Origin of the sequence: Microbulbifer sp., assembly GCF_036563125.1 — a bacterium.
Lineage (GTDB): Bacteria > Pseudomonadota > Gammaproteobacteria > Pseudomonadales > Cellvibrionaceae > Microbulbifer.
Genome location: NZ_DATCMV010000009.1, coordinates 26210 through 45217 on the forward strand (window position 1 = coordinate 26210; position 19008 = coordinate 45217).

Annotated in this window: 14 protein-coding genes; 5 read left to right on the forward strand and 9 right to left on the reverse strand. The window is 59.0% G+C overall.

The features are described from left to right. Positions 1-14 precede the first annotated feature (14 nt). The 8 genes from VIL80_RS00665 to rpmH form a co-directional block, all read right to left on the reverse strand. Positions 15-830 carry a ParA family protein gene (locus VIL80_RS00665; RefSeq protein ID WP_332034240.1) on the reverse strand — a complete coding sequence of 272 codons (816 nt, stop codon included), beginning with the start codon at positions 828-830 and terminating at the stop codon, positions 15-17. Positions 831-1037: 207 nt separating this feature from the next. Continuing rightward, on the reverse strand, positions 1038-1682 hold the full coding sequence (gene rsmG / locus VIL80_RS00670; protein WP_332034241.1) for a 16S rRNA (guanine(527)-N(7))-methyltransferase RsmG: 645 nt from the start codon (positions 1680-1682) through the stop codon (positions 1038-1040). A gap of 78 nt (positions 1683-1760) precedes the next feature. After that, on the reverse strand, positions 1761-3650 hold the full coding sequence (gene mnmG / locus VIL80_RS00675; RefSeq protein WP_332034242.1) for a tRNA uridine-5-carboxymethylaminomethyl(34) synthesis enzyme MnmG: 1890 nt from the start codon (positions 3648-3650) through the stop codon (positions 1761-1763). A 781-nt stretch (positions 3651-4431) separates the two neighbouring features. Next, a complete protein-coding gene (gene mnmE / locus VIL80_RS00680; protein ID WP_332034243.1) occupies positions 4432-5805 on the reverse strand; it encodes a tRNA uridine-5-carboxymethylaminomethyl(34) synthesis GTPase MnmE in 1374 nt (457 codons plus the stop codon). 166 nt (positions 5806-5971) lie between these two features. After that, the gene (gene yidC / locus VIL80_RS00685; RefSeq protein ID WP_332034244.1) at positions 5972-7627 is read right to left on the reverse strand and encodes a membrane protein insertase YidC; all 1656 of its coding nucleotides are present in this window, start codon (positions 7625-7627) and stop codon (positions 5972-5974) included. A gap of 7 nt (positions 7628-7634) precedes the next feature. After that, positions 7635-7901, reverse strand: a complete 267-nt coding sequence (gene yidD / locus VIL80_RS00690) for a membrane protein insertion efficiency factor YidD (protein ID WP_332034245.1) — start codon at positions 7899-7901, stop codon at positions 7635-7637. Next, positions 7898-8413 (reverse strand): ribonuclease P protein component, encoded by a 516-nt coding sequence (gene rnpA, locus VIL80_RS00695; protein WP_332034246.1) that lies wholly within the window; start codon positions 8411-8413, stop codon positions 7898-7900. Before rnpA ends, yidD begins: the two co-directional genes overlap by 4 nt. A gap of 45 nt (positions 8414-8458) precedes the next feature. After that, entirely contained in the window at positions 8459-8593 is a 135-nt protein-coding gene (gene rpmH, locus VIL80_RS00700; protein WP_105102590.1) for a 50S ribosomal protein L34, read from the reverse strand. 729 nt (positions 8594-9322) lie between these two features. Between rpmH and dnaA the strand changes: the two genes are divergently transcribed. The 4 genes from dnaA (at position 9323) to gyrB (ending at position 15985) form a co-directional block, all read left to right on the forward strand. Beyond that, positions 9323-10996, forward strand: a complete 1674-nt coding sequence (gene dnaA / locus VIL80_RS00705; protein ID WP_414684507.1) for a chromosomal replication initiator protein DnaA — start codon at positions 9323-9325, stop codon at positions 10994-10996. 77 nt (positions 10997-11073) lie between these two features. Continuing rightward, positions 11074-12183: a DNA polymerase III subunit beta gene (gene dnaN, locus VIL80_RS00710; RefSeq protein ID WP_332034248.1), complete on the forward strand. Its 1110-nt coding sequence runs from the start codon at positions 11074-11076 to the stop codon at positions 12181-12183. A gap of 144 nt (positions 12184-12327) precedes the next feature. After that, positions 12328-13434 carry a DNA replication/repair protein RecF gene (gene recF, locus VIL80_RS00715; RefSeq protein WP_332034249.1) on the forward strand — a complete coding sequence of 369 codons (1107 nt, stop codon included), beginning with the start codon at positions 12328-12330 and terminating at the stop codon, positions 13432-13434. Between the two features lie 127 nt (positions 13435-13561). Beyond that, a complete protein-coding gene (gyrB, locus tag VIL80_RS00720; RefSeq protein ID WP_332034250.1) occupies positions 13562-15985 on the forward strand; it encodes a DNA topoisomerase (ATP-hydrolyzing) subunit B in 2424 nt (807 codons plus the stop codon). A gap of 112 nt (positions 15986-16097) precedes the next feature. Here the strand turns inward: gyrB and VIL80_RS00725 are convergent, their stop codons facing one another. Then, entirely contained in the window at positions 16098-16574 is a 477-nt protein-coding gene (locus VIL80_RS00725; protein WP_332034251.1) for a GNAT family N-acetyltransferase, read from the reverse strand. A gap of 219 nt (positions 16575-16793) precedes the next feature. Here VIL80_RS00725 and VIL80_RS00730 point away from each other — a divergent pair, with 219 nt between their 5' ends. After that, positions 16794-18956 (forward strand): TonB-dependent receptor family protein, encoded by a 2163-nt coding sequence (locus VIL80_RS00730; RefSeq protein WP_332034252.1) that lies wholly within the window; start codon positions 16794-16796, stop codon positions 18954-18956. Positions 18957-19008 lie beyond the last annotated feature (52 nt).

Sequence of the window (19008 nt, forward strand, 5' to 3'; positions counted from 1 at the left end):
CTCTTACCTCAGTCTTAAACCGCTTCCGCTACGGTGCGGGGACCACTGTTGTGATTGTCGTGCTTGAGCGTACTTTCGCGGCGGGTGATCTCGCCGGCGAGGGCGAGATAGGCGATGGCGCCCTTGGAGCTGCGGTCGTACTCCAGCGCCGGCTTGCCGAAGCTGGGGGCTTCCGCCAGGCGCACATTGCGGGGGATGCAAGTGCGGTAGAGGCGGTCGCCAAAATATTCGTTCAACTGGTCGGACACATCGCCGGTGAGGCTGTTACGCGGGTCGTACATGGTGCGCAGGATGCCCTCGATCTTGAGGCTGGGGTTGGCGGCCTTCTGGATCTGGGTGATGGTGTCGATCAGTGCCGAGAGCCCCTCCAGCGCGTAGTACTCGCACTGCATGGGAATCAGCACACCGCCGGCGGCGCACAGTGCATTGACCGTGAGCATGTTCAGGGACGGCGGGCAGTCGATGATGATGTAGTCGTAGTCATTGCTAATCTCCACCAGCGCCTGGCGCAGGCGGGATTCGCGGCCGTCCATTTCCAGCAGTTCCACTTCGGCAGCGGTCAGGTCGATATTCGCCGGCATCAGGTCATAACCGCTGGACGTGGGGACAATGGCCTTGCGCGGTGGCAGCAGGCTGGCGAGTACGTCGTAGCTGGAGAGCTGCAGGTCGCTCTTGTCGACACCACTGCCCATGGTGGCATTGCCCTGGGGGTCGAGGTCGATCAGCAGCACTCGTCGCTTGTTGGCGACAAGGGAGGCCGAGAGGTTGACGCAGGTGGTGGTTTTACCGACTCCGCCTTTCTGGTTCGCTACCGCAAAAATCTTGCTCAAGGTTCTGGTCCTGTTATTCCCGACGGCGCAGCGTCCTCTGTGCTGCCGGGCTCGCCGCTAGGCCGGATGCACCGGAAGACGCGGCAGCTAAGCGCACGGGCGAACATCGGCCCGCGGCGCTGGTGTTGAATTCACGTTTCTATGTCACGTTCTTGGTCGATGACGCCTGACGGTACATTCCGGGGAATCCGCCGGCGCTCGGCCGGTTCACTCCGCGCGGGAGAGGACGATCAGATGGCGTTCTGCATCGCAGCCTGGCACTTGCAAGGTGTGCAGTTCGTCGACCTTAATCCCTTTTGGCAATGCACTCAACTCATCTTCCGGGAGCTTACCTTTCATCGCATAAAACCGGCCGCCGGGAGCGAGGAGGTGTTCACTGCCGGTAATCATGTCCTGCAGTGAGGCAAACGCGCGGGAAACGACGCCGGCGTAGAGTTTTTCCGGCTGGTAGGCCTCAACGCGCTGGTTGACGACATTGATATTGTCGAGCTTCAGCTGGCTGGCGACCTGAAACTGGAAGCGGGATTTCTTGCCATTGCTGTCCAGCAGGCTGATAGGTCTTTCTGGATGCACGATGGCCAGGGGAATCCCAGGAAGGCCACCGCCGGAACCGACATCGATCAGCGGGGACATATCGTCAGCACTGGTGCCGCACAGGTTTACCACACTCAGACTGTCGATAATGTGGCGCTCGAGCATTTCCGCCGGGTCGCGCACGGCCGAGAGGTTGTAGGCGGCGTTCCAGCGGGCGAACAGGTCCAGGTAGGCCAGCAGCTGGTCCTGCTGTTCCCCGGTCAAATCCAGGTTTAACTGCTCAGCCGCCTGCTGTAGGCGGGGTCGGAAATGTTCCATTGGGGTTTCTTGGTTCCGGGCCCGGTATCTGAGCCTTCAATTCAAATTTCAGTGGCCTGCAAAGTGTTCGCCGCCGGCTCAGACCGCCTTTTTGCGAGTAAGCAATCCGCGTTTTTTCAGTTGTATCAGCAGCAGCGACACTGCCGCGGGGGTCACCCCCGGCACACGACCGGCACGGGCCAGGGTATCTGGGCGCGCATCCGACAGCTTCTGGATCACTTCATTGGAAAGACCGGAAACCGCTGCGTAGTCGAAATCTACCGGCAGGGGAGTGTCCTCGTAGGCCTGCAGGCGCTCGATCTCATCCCGCTGGCGGTCGATGTAACCGGCGTATTTCGCGGAGATCTCTACCTGTTCGGCCACCTGCTCGTCGGTCACGGGTTCGCCCTTGAGGCTCGCCACATCCTGGTATTCCAGCTCGGGGCGCTTCAACAGGTCCATCAGGCTGTATTCGCGCGCCAGTGCCTGGGGCAGTTTTTGCTCCACGAGTCTGGCAGCGTCGGTGTCGGGCTGAACCCAGGTGTCTTTGAGGCGCTGCTGCTCGCGCTCAATGGATTCGCGTTTTTCGCAGAAGGCCTGCCAGCGCACGTCGTCCACCAGGCCCAGCTCGCGGCCTTTTTCAGTCAAGCGCAGGTCCGCGTTGTCCTCGCGCAGCAGCAGGCGGTATTCCGCGCGGCTGGTGAACATGCGGTAGGGCTCTTTGGTGCCGGAGGTGATCAGGTCGTCCACCAGCACGCCCAGGTAGGCCTCGTCGCGTCGCGGCGACCAGGCATCCCGGTCCTGCGCGCTGAGCGCAGCGTTGGCGCCCGCCAGCAGGCCCTGGGCGGCGGCCTCCTCGTAGCCGGTGGTGCCGTTGATCTGGCCAGCGAAGAACAGGCCGGCGATGTATTTGGTCTCCAGCGACGGCAGCAGGTCCCGCGGGTCGAAGAAGTCGTATTCGATGGCGTAGCCCGGGCGGGTGATATGGGCGTTTTCAAAGCCCTTGATCGAGCGCACCAGGTTCATCTGCACATCGAACGGCAGGCTGGTGGAGATGCCGTTGGGGTACAGCTCGTGGGTGCTGAGCCCCTCGGGTTCGATAAAGATCTGGTGGCTGTTCTTGTCGGCGAAGCGGTGCACCTTGTCCTCGATGGAGGGACAGTAGCGTGGGCCGATGCCCTCGATCACGCCGGAGTACATCGGCGAGCGATCCAGGCCGCCGCGGATGATGTCGTGAGTGGATTCATTGGTGTGGGTAATCCAGCAGCACACCTGGCGCGGGTGTTGGGCGCGATTGCCGAGATAGGACATGACCGGGATCGGCTCATCCCCCCACTGCTCCTCAAGGCCGGTGAAATCCACCGAGCGCGCGTCGATGCGCGGCGGGGTACCGGTCTTCAGGCGCTCCACACGGAACGGCAGCGCGCGCAGGCGCTGGGCGAGGGCGATGGAGGGGGGATCACCGGCGCGGCCGCCGGAGTGGTTTTCCAGGCCGATATGGATACGGCCACCGAGGAAGGTGCCGGCGGTAATCACCACGGTCTGGCCGCGGAAACGGATGCCGGCGTTGGTCACCACTCCGGTCACACGATCATTCTCGACGATCAGGTCGTCAGCAGCCTGCTGGAAAATATCCAGGTTCGGTTGGTTTTCAAGGATGTTGCGGATCGCGGCCTTGTACAGTGCGCGGTCGGCCTGGGCGCGGGTGGCGCGCACCGCCGGTCCTTTGCGGGCGTTCAGTACGCGGAACTGGATGCCACCGAAATCGGTAGCGGTGGCCATGGCGCCGCCGAGGGCGTCCACCTCCTTCACCAAATGGCTCTTGCCGATGCCGCCGATGGCCGGGTTGCAGGACATCTGCCCCAGGGTCTCGATATTGTGGGTCAGCAGCAGGGTACGGCTCCCCATACGGGCCGCCGCCAGGCACGCCTCCGTGCCTGCGTGTCCGCCGCCAATAACGATCACATCATATTGTGTGGGGTATTCCATAAGGTTCCGCTCGATGGCCCAGGTGCCGCAGGTAATTGTGCCTCGTTAGATCAGGCGCCGGTTGCCTTTGCGATGTCGGTGACCGTTGTTAGCACTGTTGGATACAGGTCAAACGCGGCCATTCGTTCACGCAAAAATCCGGGCGCACATTATAGGCAGCTTGTGCTGTGCAAAAAAGCGGCACGTGGAAAAATCGAAATCGGTTCTCTCTTTCTATACATAAATAAAGTTATACATTCCTTACGTATAAGTACGTGTTTGTATTTGTTGTTTTTATTAAGGGGGGGCAATTTCATGTATAAATTGGAAAAAACCTTACAAAACAACGATTTAGGCAATTGATAACCACGTCATGAACCCCTGTGTGGAGGGGCGGATAAGCCATGTAGGCAGCTGTGGACGGACGGGATAACTTCGAAGCATTCCCGCGGCGATGCGGGTTATCCCCGCCTGAGTACCGGTTTTGTGGGTAACTTGTCCCACGGTTTGCCCACAACCGCTGAAAAGGTGGCGGCATCGCAGTGTCGCTGTGCATAAACATGTGGATGTACGGGATAAATAGCTGTGTTGCCAGTCTGGATAGGTGGTCCATCTTGATAACCTTGTGGATTGCTGTGCGCAACTCTTGTGGTTTGTCGGGGGAATGGGTGTAGATGGATCCCTGAAGCTCGCAATTGGGCAGGCTGGTCCAACGGGCTTCTGCGGTGTCGATGGAGGTGGTGTGGACGCACCGCCGATAATCCAGCAGAGATTAGGGCGGTGCTGTGTGGAGGCTTGAGGCTTATTTGCCGATGCAGAAACTGCCAAAAATCTTGCCGAGCAGTTCGTCGGCGGTCATGGCCCCGGTGATTTCTCCCAGCGCTTGCTGGGCCTGGCGCAGGTCTTCGGCCAGCAGTTCGCCGGCGCCACTGGAGTGGAGCTGGGCTTCTCCCTGAACAATGAAGGCGCGTGCGCGTGCGAGGGCATCCAGGTGGCGTCGACGGGCGCTGAAGTTACCTTCATTGCTTGCCTGATATCCCATGCACTGCTTCAGATGCTGGCGCAAGGCCTCCACTCCGGCGCCGGTCATGGCGCTGATGGCGACGACGGGGATGCCGTCGCTGTGCGCGAGCAGTCCGGGGCTGTATTCGGTCAGGTCAATCTTGTTCGCCACCAGGGTAAGTTTTTCCGGGTCCGGGAGCTGGCGGGTGAATTCCGGCCAGGCACTCTCCGGGTCCAGGCTGTGGAGCTCCGCGGCGTCCACCACCAGCAGCACGCGGTCCGCCTTGTGGATTTCCTCCCAGGCGCGCTGCATGCCAATCTGTTCCACCTGATCCGGTGACTCGCGCAGTCCCGCGGTATCGGCAATGTGTAATGGCATGCCGTCGATATGGATATGTTCGCGCAGTACATCGCGGGTGGTGCCCGCGATGTCGGTGACGATGGCCGTATCTCTTCCCGCCAGCGCATTCAGCAGGCTGGATTTGCCCGCGTTGGGTCTGCCGGCAATCGCTACCTGCATACCCTCGCGCATGATGGTTCCCTGGCGCGCCTGAGCCTCTACCAGGTCCAGCCGCTCCAAAAGTGCCCGTATATCCGCGGCGACCTTTCCATCTGCGAGAAAATCGATTTCTTCTTCTGGAAAATCGATCGATGCTTCTACATAGATGCGTAAACTGGTCAAATTTTCCGATAACTCTTCGATTTTTTCGGAAAAAACGCCCTGCAGTGAACGCAGGGCATTCTGTGCTGCTTGGGCGCTGCCGGCGTCAATCAGGTCGGCAATGGCCTCAGCCTGCGCCAGATCCAGCTTGTCGTTGAGAAATGCGCGCTCGGAAAACTCACCCGGTCGCGCCTGGCGGGCGCCCATTTCCAGTAGGGCGGACAACAGTGTGTCGAGAATTACCGGGCCGCCATGGCCCTGCAACTCCACCACGTCTTCGCCGGTAAAAGAGTTGGGGCCGGGGAAGAACAGCGCCAGCCCCTGGTCGAGTAACTGGTCGTCGTGGGTGAAATCGCAGTAGTGGGCGAAGCGGGGTTTGAAGATCTTGCCGGCCAGTTGTTCACCGATCTCCCGCGCCTTGGGGCCTGACAGGCGAATCACGCCGATGCCGCCACGACCGGGTGGGGTGGCAACGGCGGCGATGGTGTCTTTGTTCAGGCTTTGCTGGGACATATTCTGAGTTTATCCAAAAGTCAGATAGAAGAAGGGCCGCATTTAGCGGCCCTTTGGTTGCTTACAGCGCAATGATCTTCGATTTGAACGGAGGGTGGCGGGGATAAGTTTTCTAAACCTATCCCGGGCGCTGCCCGCCCTCCGGGAGTAAACCGCGAGTTTCCGGTTACTTGCTCGCGGCCTCTACCTGCCGGTTGATAAACCAGGTCTGGGCGATCGAGATCAGGTTGTTCGCAATCCAGTACAGTACCAGACCGGCCGGGAACCACAGGAAGAAGAAGGTCATCATGATCGGCATCAGCTGCATGATCTTCGCCTGGGTCGGATCGGTGGGTTGCGGATTCAGCTTTTGCATGAACCACATTGTCACACCCATGAATACCGGCAGGATGAAATAGGGGTCCTTCACAGACAAGTCGTGAATCCAGCCGATCCATGGCGCGTGGCGCAGTTCAACGGTTTCCATCAACATCCAGTAGAGACCGATAAACACCGGCATCTGCAACAGCAGCGGCAGACAGCCTCCCACCGGATTGATCTTCTCCCGGCGGTACAGCTTCATGGTTTCTTCCGCCAGTTTCTGGCGGTTGTCCTTGTACTGCTCCTGCAGTTTCTTCATCTGCGGTGCGAACTTGCGCATGCGCGCCATGGAGCGCAGGCCGGCAGCGGACAGCGGGAACAGCAGTGCCTTGATGAATACCGTCAGCAGGATGATGGACCATCCCCAGTTGTCCACGATGTGCTCGTGAATCCAGTTCAGTACCCGGAACATCGGCTTCGCCAGCCACCACAGCCAACCGTAATCTACGGTCAGGTCCAGGTAGGGAGAAATCTTTTCCAGGGCGAATACATCTTTCGGGCCAGCATAGAAGGAGGCTTCAACAGTACCCTGCTGGCCCGGTTCGATGCGCAGTTGCGGGCTGGTGAAGCCCATACTGTACAGGCCGTTGCCGACGGGCTTCAGCCTGAAGGTGTTGCGCTCCTCCTGGTTCGGGATCCAGGCGCTCAGGAAATAATGCTGCACCATGGCCACCCAGCCGCCCTGAATGGTTTCAGTGGTGGGTTTCTTGGCGATGTCCTCAAAGTCCTGCTTGAAGTAATTCTCTTCGCTGGTGTGCAGCGCAGCGCCCAGGAACGGGGACACACCGATGCCTACATCCACCGGCGGCTCCAGGCTGTCGCGCACGATCTCACCGCACATGCCGGCCAGCAGCGGCTTGTCGCGTCCGTTGTCCACCAGGTAGGACACTTTGATCAGGTAGTTTCCGCGGGTGAAGGTAAAGCGCTTGGTGAAGCCGATGCCACCCTGGGACTGTTTCAGGTCAACGGTAAGGGTGTCCTTCCCTTCCTGCAGAGCGTATTCACTGGAATCGCTGGAAAAGAGTGGGCGCCCGGCAGAGCAGTTGCCCTGGCCGCCGACCAGGCCGCTCTTCGATACATAGGTATGGCTGCGGGTCTGATTCAGCAGAATCAGGGGGCGATCCGGGGTATTCAGCTTCTCGTAGTACTTGCGCAGTGCGACCTTGACGATGTCACCGCCATTGGGATCGATCAGCAGGCTGAGGGTGTCGGTGTTCACGGTGATCAGCTTGGGCTGGGTACTTCCGCCTACCTCGGGAACCGCACCTTCTTCCGGTAATTCGCTACTGCCACTGCTGGACGGGCTGCCCGGCAGGGAGGTGGTCTCTTCCGCTTGGTGGTGAACAACCGTTTTCTGATCAAGGGTCGGGGCGTGTTGTTCCTTGAAATCATTCCACTGGTAAACCAGTGCCAGGAGGACTGCGGCGATGCCGCCGACCAGCGTGTAGCGTTGCCAATCCATTATGTCGTTAGCCTTGTTGCGGTGGCTCTTGTTTTGCCGCCGAAGTTTCTGAGGGTGGTACCGCAGGGGGGACGTAATCCAGGCCGCCCGGATGCCAGGGGTGGCATTTTATAAGGCGGCGCAGGGTTAAATAACCCCCTTTGCAGAATCCGTGGGTTTCAAACGCTTCTTCCGAGTAGCGGGAGCAGGTGGGGTAGAAGCGGCACTGGTTACCGACCCAGGGGCTGGCAATGAGGCGGTAGAGGTGAATCAGGCGGATAGCCAGCCAGGTCACGAACCACTCTCCTGGGTTCGGGCACCATTGGAGTTGGGAGGTTGTGCCGGTTTATCGGCGGCGTTTTTATTCCCGCTGCCTTTGCGACCCTTGCCGCGCTGGGGCCTTGGCGGACGCTGCTGCGCTTGCTGCTCCGGCTGCGGATTGCGCGCACGCTGATCTAGTCGGCGCCACAGCTTGTTGAATATCTTGGCCAGCGCGTCTTTGTCGAGATCGCCGGCACCGGCGCGCGCCAGTACCACGGCATCTAGCGGAAACAGCTGGTGCTGTTGCAGGCGAAAGGTCTCGCGGGCAATGCGCTTGATGCGGTTGCGGTCGGTGGCGTTGCGGACGTGCTTTTTGGCAATGACAAGACCGAGCCTCGGGTGACCGAGCTCGTTGGGGCGGGCGAGAATCAGGAATTGCGGTTGCGCCGCACGGACGGGCGCGGAATCAAAAACGGCGCGATACTGCGCCGCATTGAGCAGCCGCAGCGGCTTGGCAAATGCGAAGTCGCTGCGTGGGCACTGCATAGTGATTCAGATGCGATCTAAAAGGTTGCTCGCTAGGCGGCAATCTTAGGCGCACAGAACCTTGCGGCCTTTGGCACGACGACGGGCCAGTACTTTACGACCATTCTTGGTGGCCATACGGGCACGGAAGCCGTGGGTGCGCTTGCGCTTCAGATTGCTGGGCTGAAATGTACGTTTCATGTTGTTACTACCTGGAGTTATGTCCGGGAGTCAGGTCCTGGAGGTTTTAAAATCTGGGCCGCTTACGGCTGGCGCGGCTGCTTTTTTGCGGCTGCTATAACCCCTCGTGGCGGCGTGTCTCCGGAATTGCTCGGCATTTCTGGAGGCATACTCCGAAGCGGGCTATGCGCTGCGAAGGCGGCGGATTGTATAGAAAGAAACCAGTCAAAGCAATGCACCCGTTGGACTTCAATGCAGGAAATTCCACATTGTTCGAGGTAAAGGATTGTCGGCCAATCTCTCTTCTTTATTGGGCATAAGTATAGGGAAAACATCGGCGGCTTCGGTGCGTTTGGATCGGCACCCCCGCGCAAGCCATTGTATTGGCTGGGGTATTCCGGGGAGTGCACCGTTTGACCCCAAGATATTCACAATTTCGCTGTGGATAAGTTGTTGGGTCCCTGCTTGAATTGTGTTCAAGTCTTTGAAATTGCTGCGCTTTCTGCCGGGACATCCGGTATTAATTTCGGTTTAATTGTGGATAACCTCGAGGGCAAACGATATACTGTTCGCCTTCTTTTGAGGTGCTGCCCGCGGGCTTCCCTGGCATTTATTCGGGGGCCGGAGGCTGTTCTTGGGGGGACAGCTTTGTTTCACCGGCTGGTCGCCAATATGGGCACCGTCGCATCTCGATTCGTCTTTTTGGGGGGTTCCTTGTCTGATTCCGTGTGGAAGCAGTGCGCTGCTTGTTTGCAGGATGAATTGCCGCCGCAGCAGTTCAGTACCTGGATTCGGCCGCTGTGCGTCAGCGACGACAGTTCCGAGGGTGAGCTGCGTCTGGTGGCGCCCAACCGCTTTGTCTTGAACTGGGTAAGCGACAAGTATCTCGATCACATCCGCGAACTCGCGCAACAGTTTTCCGGTCGTTCACTGCACGTTGAGGTGGTGGCGCTGGATCGACGCACCTCGCGTTTTCGCCGCAGCTTTGCGGGCGCTGAGAGTGCGCCCGCGCAACCCTCGTATACCTCTTCCCGCGGTTACCAGACTGCTGCGCCGTCGCGTCCTTCACAGCAATTGGAAAGCCCGGTGCCCGCGTTTGGTAGTCATGCTGCCGGTGTCGGGGGTGGTGATGATCGTTATCGTGATGGCGGTAGGGGCTACTCAAGTGGTGGTTACCCCGCCTCCAGGATGGATTCTGCGCCATCTTCCGCGTCGACTGGTACTCGCGGTGCGCGTTTGACCTCCGAAGCGCACAGCAATATTGCCGCCGAAGAGGCGGGTGTGGAGGCGTTGACGGCGGCAGAGCGCCTGCCAGCCGATCTTCACTCCGGTACTGAGGTCGTTGCCCCTGTGGTTCACACCGGTGGCCAGCGCAAAGTGGAAGTTGAGGGTGCCATTAAGCACGGCAGTTCTCTCAACCGCGGATTTACTTTCGCCTCCTTTGTTGAGGGTAAGTCAAACCAGTTGGGTTTGGCGGCAGCGCAGCAGATCGCCGACAACCCTGGTGGTGCTTACAACCCATTGTTCATTTATGGCGGTGTGGGTCTCGGCAAGACCCACCTTATGCATGCGGTGGGTAACGCACTTGTGGATCGCAACCCTAATGCAAAGGTTGTTTACCTCCACTCCGAACGCTTTGTGGCGGATATGGTGAAGGCGTTGCAGTTGAATGCCATCAGCGACTTCAAACGCTATTACCGCTCAGTGGATGCGCTGCTGATTGACGATATCCAGTTTTTTGCCGGAAAGGAGCGTTCCCAGGAAGAGTTTTTCCACACGTTCAACGCACTGTTGGAAGGTGGGCAGCAGATTATCCTCACCTGTGACCGGTATCCCAAGGAGATCGATGGGCTTGAAGAGCGCCTCAAGTCACGCTTCGGTTGGGGGCTGACGGTGGCGGTGGAGCCGCCGGAACTGGAAACCCGTGTTGCCATTCTGATGAAGAAGGCGGAGCAGGTGGGCGTGGACCTTCCACATGATTCCGCATTTTTTATCGCCCAGCGCATCCGTTCCAACGTGCGCGAACTCGAGGGGGCGTTGCGCCGGGTGATCGCCAATGCGCAGTTCACCGGCCGTGCCATCGACGATATTCTGGTGCGCGAAGCGCTGAAGGATCTGCTTGCGCTGCAGGATCGCTTGGTGAGTATCGACAATATCCAGCGGGTTGTAGCGGAGTACTACAAGATCAAGGTGGCGGACCTCCTTTCCAAGCGCCGCAGTCGGTCCGTGGCGCGCCCGCGCCAGGTAGCTATGGCATTGGCGAAAGAATTGACCAACCACAGTCTGCCGGAAATTGGTGACGCCTTTGGTGGGCGCGACCACACCACGGTGCTGCATGCCTGTCGCAAGATCCGCGAGCTGCAGGAATCCGACGGTGATATCCGCGAGGATGTGCGTCTGCTGACGCGCTCGCTGACGACCTGATTGGCCAATGGTTGCAGATTACCCGCGACCAGTTTTGCGAAAACCAGAACAACGAAATTGAGATCAAGGCAATAAATATGAAATTCAGTGTAAGCCGTGATGCCCTGTTAAAGCCGCTGCAACTGGTTGCTGGTGTAGTGGAAAAGCGCCAGACCCTGCCGGTGCTGGCCAACGTGCTGTTGCAGTTGCAGGGGCAGGAACTGTCCCTCACCGGTACCGATTTGGAAGTAGAGATCGTAGGCCGCCTGCAGCTGGATCAGCCTGCCGAGATGGAAGGTGAGGTCACGGTGCCCGCGCGCAAGCTGCTGGATATCTGTCGCTCGCTGCCGGACGGTGCTGAGCTCAAGTTTGAGCGCGATGCAGAGCGGTTGGTGCTGCGCAGTGGCCGTAGCCGTTTCCAGCTGTCCACGCTGCCGGCGAGTGACTTCCCGAACCAGGAAGAGACTTCTGCGCAAAGCCGTTTCAGCATCTCCCAGCGTGAGATCCGCCGCCTTATCGAGGCCACCAGCTTCGCCATGGCGCAGCAGGATGTGCGTTACTACCTGAATGGTCTGTTGTTGGAGTGTCGCCCGCAGCGGTTGCGCGCTGTAGCGACCGACGGCCACCGCCTGGCGTTGTGTGACCGCGATGCACCCGGTCTCAATGTAGAGGCGCCGGTACAGGCCATTGTGCCGCGCAAGGGTGTGCTGGAGCTCGCGCGTCTGCTGGAAGATACCGATGCCAGCGCTGAGGTTGTGCTCGGCAATAACCATATTCGCGTGCATAGCGGACCCTTCACGTTTACCTCCAAGTTAGTGGACGGCAAGTTCCCTGACTACGAACGTGTACTGCCGCGCAGCACCGGCAATGAGGTTTTCGCCGATCGTCTGGCATTGCGCCAAGCGTTCCAGCGTGCGGCGATTCTGTCCAACGAGAAATACCGCGGTGTTCGCCTGCAGCTTTCCGAGGGGCTGCTGCAGATCGTGGCGAATAACCCGGAGCAGGAAGAGGCGGAAGAGCAGTTGATGGTGGATTACCACGGTGATCCGCTGGAAATCGGCTTTAACGTCGGTTACCTGCTGGACGTGACGGGTGCTATCCACAGTGACCAGATTCGTATCGGTCTCGGCGATGCCAACAGTAGTGCGCTGTTGCAGCAGCCGGAAGAGGGGGATTCCCTGTACGTGATCATGCCCATGCGTCTTTGATGGCCTGTGGCTTGGTCAAGGGAGAGGCTGTGCATTGACTTCGCTTCGTAATCCCAAGTTCTTCCCGAAAACCGCCAGTTCATTGAGCTGGCGGTTTTTTCGTATCGGTAGCTCGTCGTTGCTAAGTGCGGGCGGAGGTATTTTGTGTCCTCTGTAAGCCGTTTGGTGTTAAGCAATTTTCGCAATATTACCGCCGCAGATCTGTCTCTGGCGCCGGCAGTAAATCTGTTCTGTGGCGCCAATGGTAGCGGCAAAACCTCGTTACTGGAGGCGGTACACATGCTCGCCAGCGGCCGCTCATTTCGGTCCCGGCAGAGCCAGACGGTCATTCGATACGATGCGGAATCGCTGGCAGTGTTTGGTCGTCTCGGTAGCGGTGTCACACTCGGTGTGGAGAAGCGACGTGACGGTCAGGGGCGTATTCGCATCAATCAGGCCCCGGCGGAGAGCAGTTCCCAGTTGGCGGCTTGTTTGCCGTTACAGGTGATCAATAGTGAAAGCTTTGCTGCCCTGGATGGTGGCCCCGGTGTGCGCCGGCAACTGTTGGATTGGACAGTGTTCCACGTGGAACATTCTTTTGCGCAACACTGGAAGGTGTATCAATCGGCGCTTAAGCAGCGCAATGCGTTGCTGCGACGTGGTAAAATCGACTCAAATTTGCTCGCTCCCTGGGAACATCAGTTGGTGCAAAGTGGGGAAGCGGTAGACGCTTTGCGGCGCAGGGTGTTTAAGAACTTGCGCATCCTTTTTCGGGAGCGCCTTGGGGATCTTCCTGCAGAAATTTTTGAGCCACTGGAGCTGCATTACCGCAGTGGTTGGAAGAAGGATACCAGTCTGGCCGACTCACTACGTGAATCCCTGGACGGTGACCTCGCCCAGGGGTTTACCCGGATCGGTCCGCATCGGGCGGATCTCCGGTTTACGATTAACGGGCAGCCTGCTCACGCAGTGTTGTCGCGCGGGCAGCAGAAGATGGCAGTGTGCGCTCTCAGGACTGCAATGGCGGCTACCATTTCAGGGCGCGAGAAGCCCGTATTCCTGGTGGATGACCTGCCGTCGGAGCTTGATGAAGAGAACCAGCAATGCTTTGCCCGCTGGGTTAGCGATTGTGCCAGTCAGGTTCTGGTAACAGGTATTGAAAGGCAGGTGACCGAGCGTCCCTGGCTATCGCTACCACAGCCCTGGTGTGAACCCAGAATGTTCCACGTGGAACATGGTCAGGTGACGCCCACAGTGCTGGATAAGGATTGAGAGACTTATTTTGACGGTCAGGGCGACGACCGCGCTCCCCGAAAACCACGGTTTCCGGGGGGGATATATGGACAACAGTTTGAATATGACAGGCCTGGCCATGTGCCGGCGTTAATGGAGCAACAGAATGTCGCAAGAGAATAACTACGATTCCAGTAGCATCAAGGTATTGAAAGGCCTGGATGCGGTGCGCAAGCGCCCCGGAATGTATATCGGCGATACCGATGACGGCACCGGCCTCCACCATATGGTGTTCGAGGTGGTGGATAACTCGATTGACGAAGCCCTTGCCGGCCACTGCGACGAAATTCGCGTGATTATCCATCCGGATGAATCGGTAAGTGTTGCGGACAATGGCCGTGGCATTCCCACAGAAATTCACCCGGAAGAGGGGATTTCAGCGGCGGAAGTCATCATGACCGTACTCCATGCCGGTGGTAAGTTCGACGATAACACCTACAAGGTTTCCGGCGGTCTGCACGGCGTGGGTGTTTCGGTGGTGAATGCACTGTCCGAGGAGCTCAAGCTGACCATCCGTCGCGGCGGCAAGATCCATGAGCAGATCTACCGCCACGGTGTACCTGACGAGCCCCTGAAGGTGATCGGTGACACCGAGGGTACAGGTACCACCGTGCACTTCAAGCCGTCTCCGGCCACCTTTAGCAACATCGAATTCCACTTCGAGCAGCTCGCCAAGCGCCTGCGGGAGCTGTCCTTCCTTAATTCCGGTGTGCGTATCGTGCTGAAAGACGAGCGCAGCGGTAAGGAAGAGGTATACGAGTACGAGGGCGGATTGCGCGCGTTCGTGGAGTTCCTGAACCAGAACAAGAACCCGATCAACAAGGTGCTGCACTTCCAGAACCAGCGTGAAGACGGCATTTCCGTGGAAGTTGCACTGCAGTGGAACGATTCCTTCCAGGAAAATATCTACTGCTACACCAACAACATTCCCCAGCGCGATGGTGGTACCCACCTGGCGGGCTTCCGCGCAGCGTTGACCCGCGGCCTCAACACCTATATCGAAAAGGAAGGGGTGGGCAAAAAGGACAAGGTCGCCACCACCGGTGACGACGCTCGCGAGGGTCTGACCGCCATCATCTCGGTAAAAGTCCCGGATCCGAAATTCTCCTCCCAGACCAAGGACAAGCTGGTTTCCTCGGAGGTAAAACCGGCGGTAGAGCAGGAGATGGGCCAGTCCTTCAACGACTATCTGCTGGAAAACCCCCAGGATGCCAAGGCCGTGGTAGGCAAGATGATCGATGCCGCACGGGCGCGGGAAGCGGCGCGCAAGGCGCGCGAGATGACCCGCCGCAAGGGCGCGCTGGATATCGCCGGTCTACCCGGCAAGCTGGCGGATTGCCAGCAGAAAGACCCGGCCCTGTCCGAACTCTACCTGGTGGAGGGTGACTCCGCCGGTGGCTCCGCCAAGCAGGGCCGCGATCGCCGCACCCAGGCCATCCTGCCGCTGAAAGGCAAGATCCTGAACGTGGAAAAGGCCCGTTTCGACAAGATGCTGTCCAGTGCAGAGGTGGGTACGCTGATCACTGCACTCGGCTGTGGCATCGGCAAGAGCGAGTTCAACCCGGACAAACTGCGCTACCACTACATCATCATCATGACCGATGCCGACGTGGATGGTGCACACATCCGCACCCTGCTACTGACCTTCTTCTTCCGCCAGATGCCGGAGTTGATCGAGCGCGGGCACATTTACATTGCGCAGCCGCCACTGTACAAGATCGGCAAGGGCAAACAGGAGCAGTACCTGAAGGATGAGGCGGCACTGACCCAATTCCTTACCAACGCCGCACTGGAAAACGCGTCGCTGTTCGTGAATCCGGAAGCACCGGGCCTCTCCGGCAGCGCGCTGGAATCCATGGTGAAAGAATACCGCTCGGTAATGGCCACCATCGACCGCCTGTCACGCCTGTACCCCCAGGAAGTGCTGAAGAGCATGGTGTACCTGCCTGGCCTCAAGTCTGACGCCCTGCAATCCCGCGACACCATGGAGCAGTGGGTCGCGCAGTTGCAGGCACAGCTGGAAGAGGCGGGAGGTGAGGGCGGCGGCCGTCGCCATCAGGTTTCCGTCAGCCACGACAGCGAGCGCAACCTGTACCTGCCCACCGTGGATATCGTTGCCCACGGCGTCAGCAGCCGCTACACGGTCAGTCACGACTTCTTCGACTCGGCAGAGTACCGCGCCATCTGTCAGCTCGGTGAAAAGCTGCAGGGGCTGCTGGAAGAGGGCGCCTACATCCAGCGCGGCGACAAGCAACAGCCGATCACCAGCTTCCCGGAAGCCCTGGTGTGGCTGATGAACGAGAGCCGCCGTGGTTACAGCATCCAGCGCTATAAAGGTCTGGGTGAGATGAATCCGGAGCAACTGTGGGATACCACCATGAATCCGGAAACCCGCCGCATGCTGCAGGTGACGGTTGAGGACGCGATCGCCGCCGACCAGATCTTCACCACCCTGATGGGCGACCAGGTGGAACCGCGCCGGGAGTTCATCGAGAGCAACGCGCTGGCGGTGGAAAACCTCGACGTGTAAATCAACACCATAGGCACACAATAAAAAACCCGATCCGCAAACAGCCGATCGGGTTTTTTATTGGCTGATAACTGGCTCCAGGCCAGGCACTAATGGGCGCAGGAACCCGCGCTCAGACCGCCACCCGACAATTCATCCAGATCTCGTCCTGGTTGGCCGCCCGGTTGAAATGGCGCTCGGTTTCCGCGAAGCCGTGCTGCTGCAGGAAATAGCGCCCGCTCAGGTTCTCCTCCAATACCCTGACTGCCAGTTGTAGTCGCCCGAACTTGGCCTGGAACATCAGCTCGCTGCCTACACCGCGCCCTTGTTGCGCCGGCGAAACGAAAATGGTCTCCACCAGCACATTGTCGGTGATGGCCACCAGGCCCTCGGCGACATCACTACCGGGACGGGTATAGACCCAATAAACGGTGCCGTTTGAACCACAGAGGAGTTGCTGATGGCGGCACTGCGACGCCAGCTGACGCCGCAACAGGCGCCCCTGTGGAGACCAGAACTTCACCGGCAGACTGGGGTGACTGCTGCAGGCCAGGTGCAACCACAGCTGCAACAGGTGTTCGATATCGGATTCCTGTATTGGTCTTAGCATAGATTCTCCGAGAGCCGGGGAATGTAGCTGGCAATACTAGGATCCGAATCTGTCAGCGCCAATCGAAGACGGCCACAACTACCGCTCACGAATCAAACAATCTAGGCCGATGCCCCATAAAAGTTCATTTGAAATCGCTATAGTCTTGATAAAGAGGCGCAATTAAATAACAATTATTATCATTCGTAACGTTAATGATAATTGAAGTCTGGAGAAACAATGCGCCGCTTTTCCCTAACCCCGCTCACATTTGCTGTGGCGGCTGTCTCCGCCGTAAACGCCAGCGCGAATGAAGCGGGAGAATTGCTGGAAACAGTCTCGGTACTGGGGAGTGCCGAACTGATCGAACGGTTGCCTGGATCTGCGCACCTGGTCAGTGCTGAGGAGCTCGAAAAATTTAACCACGTCGATATCAATCGTATGCTGCGCGCCGTTCCCGGTATCTACCTGCGCGAAGAGGATGGCTACGGCCTGCGCCCAAATATTGGCATCCGTGGTGCCGACGGCGGTCGTTCAGGAAAAATTTCGCTGCTGGAAGACGGTGTTCTGGTGGCTCCTGCACCGTACTCGGGACCGGAAGCCTACTACTTCCCAACCGCAGGTCGTTTGAGCGCCATCGAGGTCTTGAAGGGCCCCGGCGTATTGAAATACGGCCCGTTCACGGTGGGTGGCGCGGTGAACATGCTGAGTACCGTGATTCCTGAAGACCAGGCCGGCACGGTGAAACTGTCCGCCGGTGAATTTGGCGAGCGCCGCCTGCACGCTCACTACGGCGAAAGCTCTGACACCACTGGCTGGCTGGTGGAAACCCATCAGCAGCACGCGGATGGGTTCCGCGAAATCGACCGCGCTGACAGCGCCGATATCAGCAAGGAAGACTATCTGCTGAAGGGACGCCTGAAGTCTGCCGAGGGTGCGCAGTTCGCGCAGCAGCTCGATATCAAGCTGCAGTACTCGGAAGAGGAATCCGGCATGAGCTATCTGGGGCTCACCGACGAGGATTTCGCCGCCGACCCGAACCGTCGCTACGGCATCAGCGCACTGGACGAAATGGCAAATCGCCACAGTACCGTACAGCTGAATCACAGCATCGCGTTTAGCGGCAACTTCAGCGTTGACACCCAGGTGTACCAGAACAAGTTCAAGCGCGACTGGTTCAAGGTTGGCCTCGGTGGACTGATCACTGCGGCCAACAATGGCGATGCGGATGCGCAGGCGGTACTCGATGGCACCATGGACTATGACTTCAGCATCAAGCACAACAACCGCGAGTACACAGCGCGCGGCGCGCAAGTAAGCGCTAACTTGCAGTTTGCCACCGGCACCGTCGGCCACGAGCTGGAAATTGGCGTGCGCCGCCACTGGGACGAAGTTGATCGCTTCCAGCCCAGCGAGGATTACAGCCAGGTCAATGGCGAGCTGGTCTACCGCAACACCCGCAACCCCGGCGCCAGTGATAACCGTGTCGAGGACGCAACCGCAAACTCCCTGTTTGTCTACGACCAGATCCAGCTCGCTGACAAGCTCGCGCTGACCGCAGCGCTGCGCTATGAGGATATCGAGACGGCGCAGCAGCGCTACAACGATGTCGACCGCAACGAAAGGGGCAGCAGCCGCGGCAATGCCCTCGATGAGTGGCTGCCCGGCCTGGGTGCCACCTACGCGCTGACCCCGGAAGTAACCCTACTGGCTGGGGTTCACCGCGGTTTCGCGCCTCCCGGTGCGGATGCCAGCAATGGCGCGGGCGCGGAACTTTCCACCAACTATGAGTGGGGTGGACGCTACGATAACGGCAATCTGCGGGCGGAGGTTGTGGCGTTCTTCAGCGATTACGAGAACGCCATCCAGAATTGCTCCATTGCCGTACCCTGTCCCGATGGCGCGGAAAGTGGCAGCTACCAGCTGGGCGAATCTGAAATCAAAGGGCTGGAGACCTCCATCGGCACCCAGTGGTCTCTCGGCAACGGTTGGTCCGTCCCGGTAAGTGCAAGCTACACCTGGACCGACGCCCAGGTCACCCACAATAGCGACGATGGCTCGATTCTGGCCGGCGACAACTTCGCTTACCTGCCGGAAGATGTTTTCGCCATCACCACTGGCATCGACAGTGGCGCTGCATGGCGTGTGAACGTCAGTGCCGCCTATCAGGATGAAATGTGTGTAAACAACAGCTGCAACCGCGGCGCCACTGACCGCTACGATTTCACCGAATCCCTGTGGGTGGTGGACCTCGCCGCGCACTATGACTTTGGTCAGGACTTGGTGGGCACAGTCAAAGTGGACAACCTGTTCGATGAGCAGGCGATCATCAACCGCGCACCGGATGGCGCGCGCGCCAACCGTCCGCGTACCGCCACTGTCGGTGTCACCTACACCTTCTGATCCGGTCCGCATCGCTCATCTACAAATAAAAAACCCGGCGAGTGCCGGGTTT

Excerpts from the sequence above, each read along its gene's own strand:
- rsmG (WP_332034241.1), bottom strand. The coding sequence starts at position 1,682 with ATGGAACATTTCCGACCCCGCCTACAGCAGGCGGCTGAGCAGTTAAAC.
- mnmG (WP_332034242.1), bottom strand. The coding sequence starts at position 3,650 with ATGGAATACCCCACACAATATGATGTGATCGTTATTGGCGGCGGACAC.
- mnmE (WP_332034243.1), bottom strand. The coding sequence starts at position 5,805 with ATGTCCCAGCAAAGCCTGAACAAAGACACCATCGCCGCCGTTGCCACC.
- yidC (WP_332034244.1), bottom strand. The coding sequence starts at position 7,627 with ATGGATTGGCAACGCTACACGCTGGTCGGCGGCATCGCCGCAGTCCTC.
- rnpA (WP_332034246.1), bottom strand. The coding sequence starts at position 8,413 with ATGCAGTGCCCACGCAGCGACTTCGCATTTGCCAAGCCGCTGCGGCTG.
- rpmH (WP_105102590.1), bottom strand. The coding sequence starts at position 8,593 with ATGAAACGTACATTTCAGCCCAGCAATCTGAAGCGCAAGCGCACCCAC.
- dnaN (WP_332034248.1), top strand. The coding sequence starts at position 11,074 with ATGAAATTCAGTGTAAGCCGTGATGCCCTGTTAAAGCCGCTGCAACTG.
- gyrB (WP_332034250.1), top strand. The coding sequence starts at position 13,562 with ATGTCGCAAGAGAATAACTACGATTCCAGTAGCATCAAGGTATTGAAA.
- VIL80_RS00725 (WP_332034251.1), bottom strand. The coding sequence starts at position 16,574 with ATGCTAAGACCAATACAGGAATCCGATATCGAACACCTGTTGCAGCTG.
- VIL80_RS00730 (WP_332034252.1), top strand. The coding sequence starts at position 16,794 with ATGCGCCGCTTTTCCCTAACCCCGCTCACATTTGCTGTGGCGGCTGTC.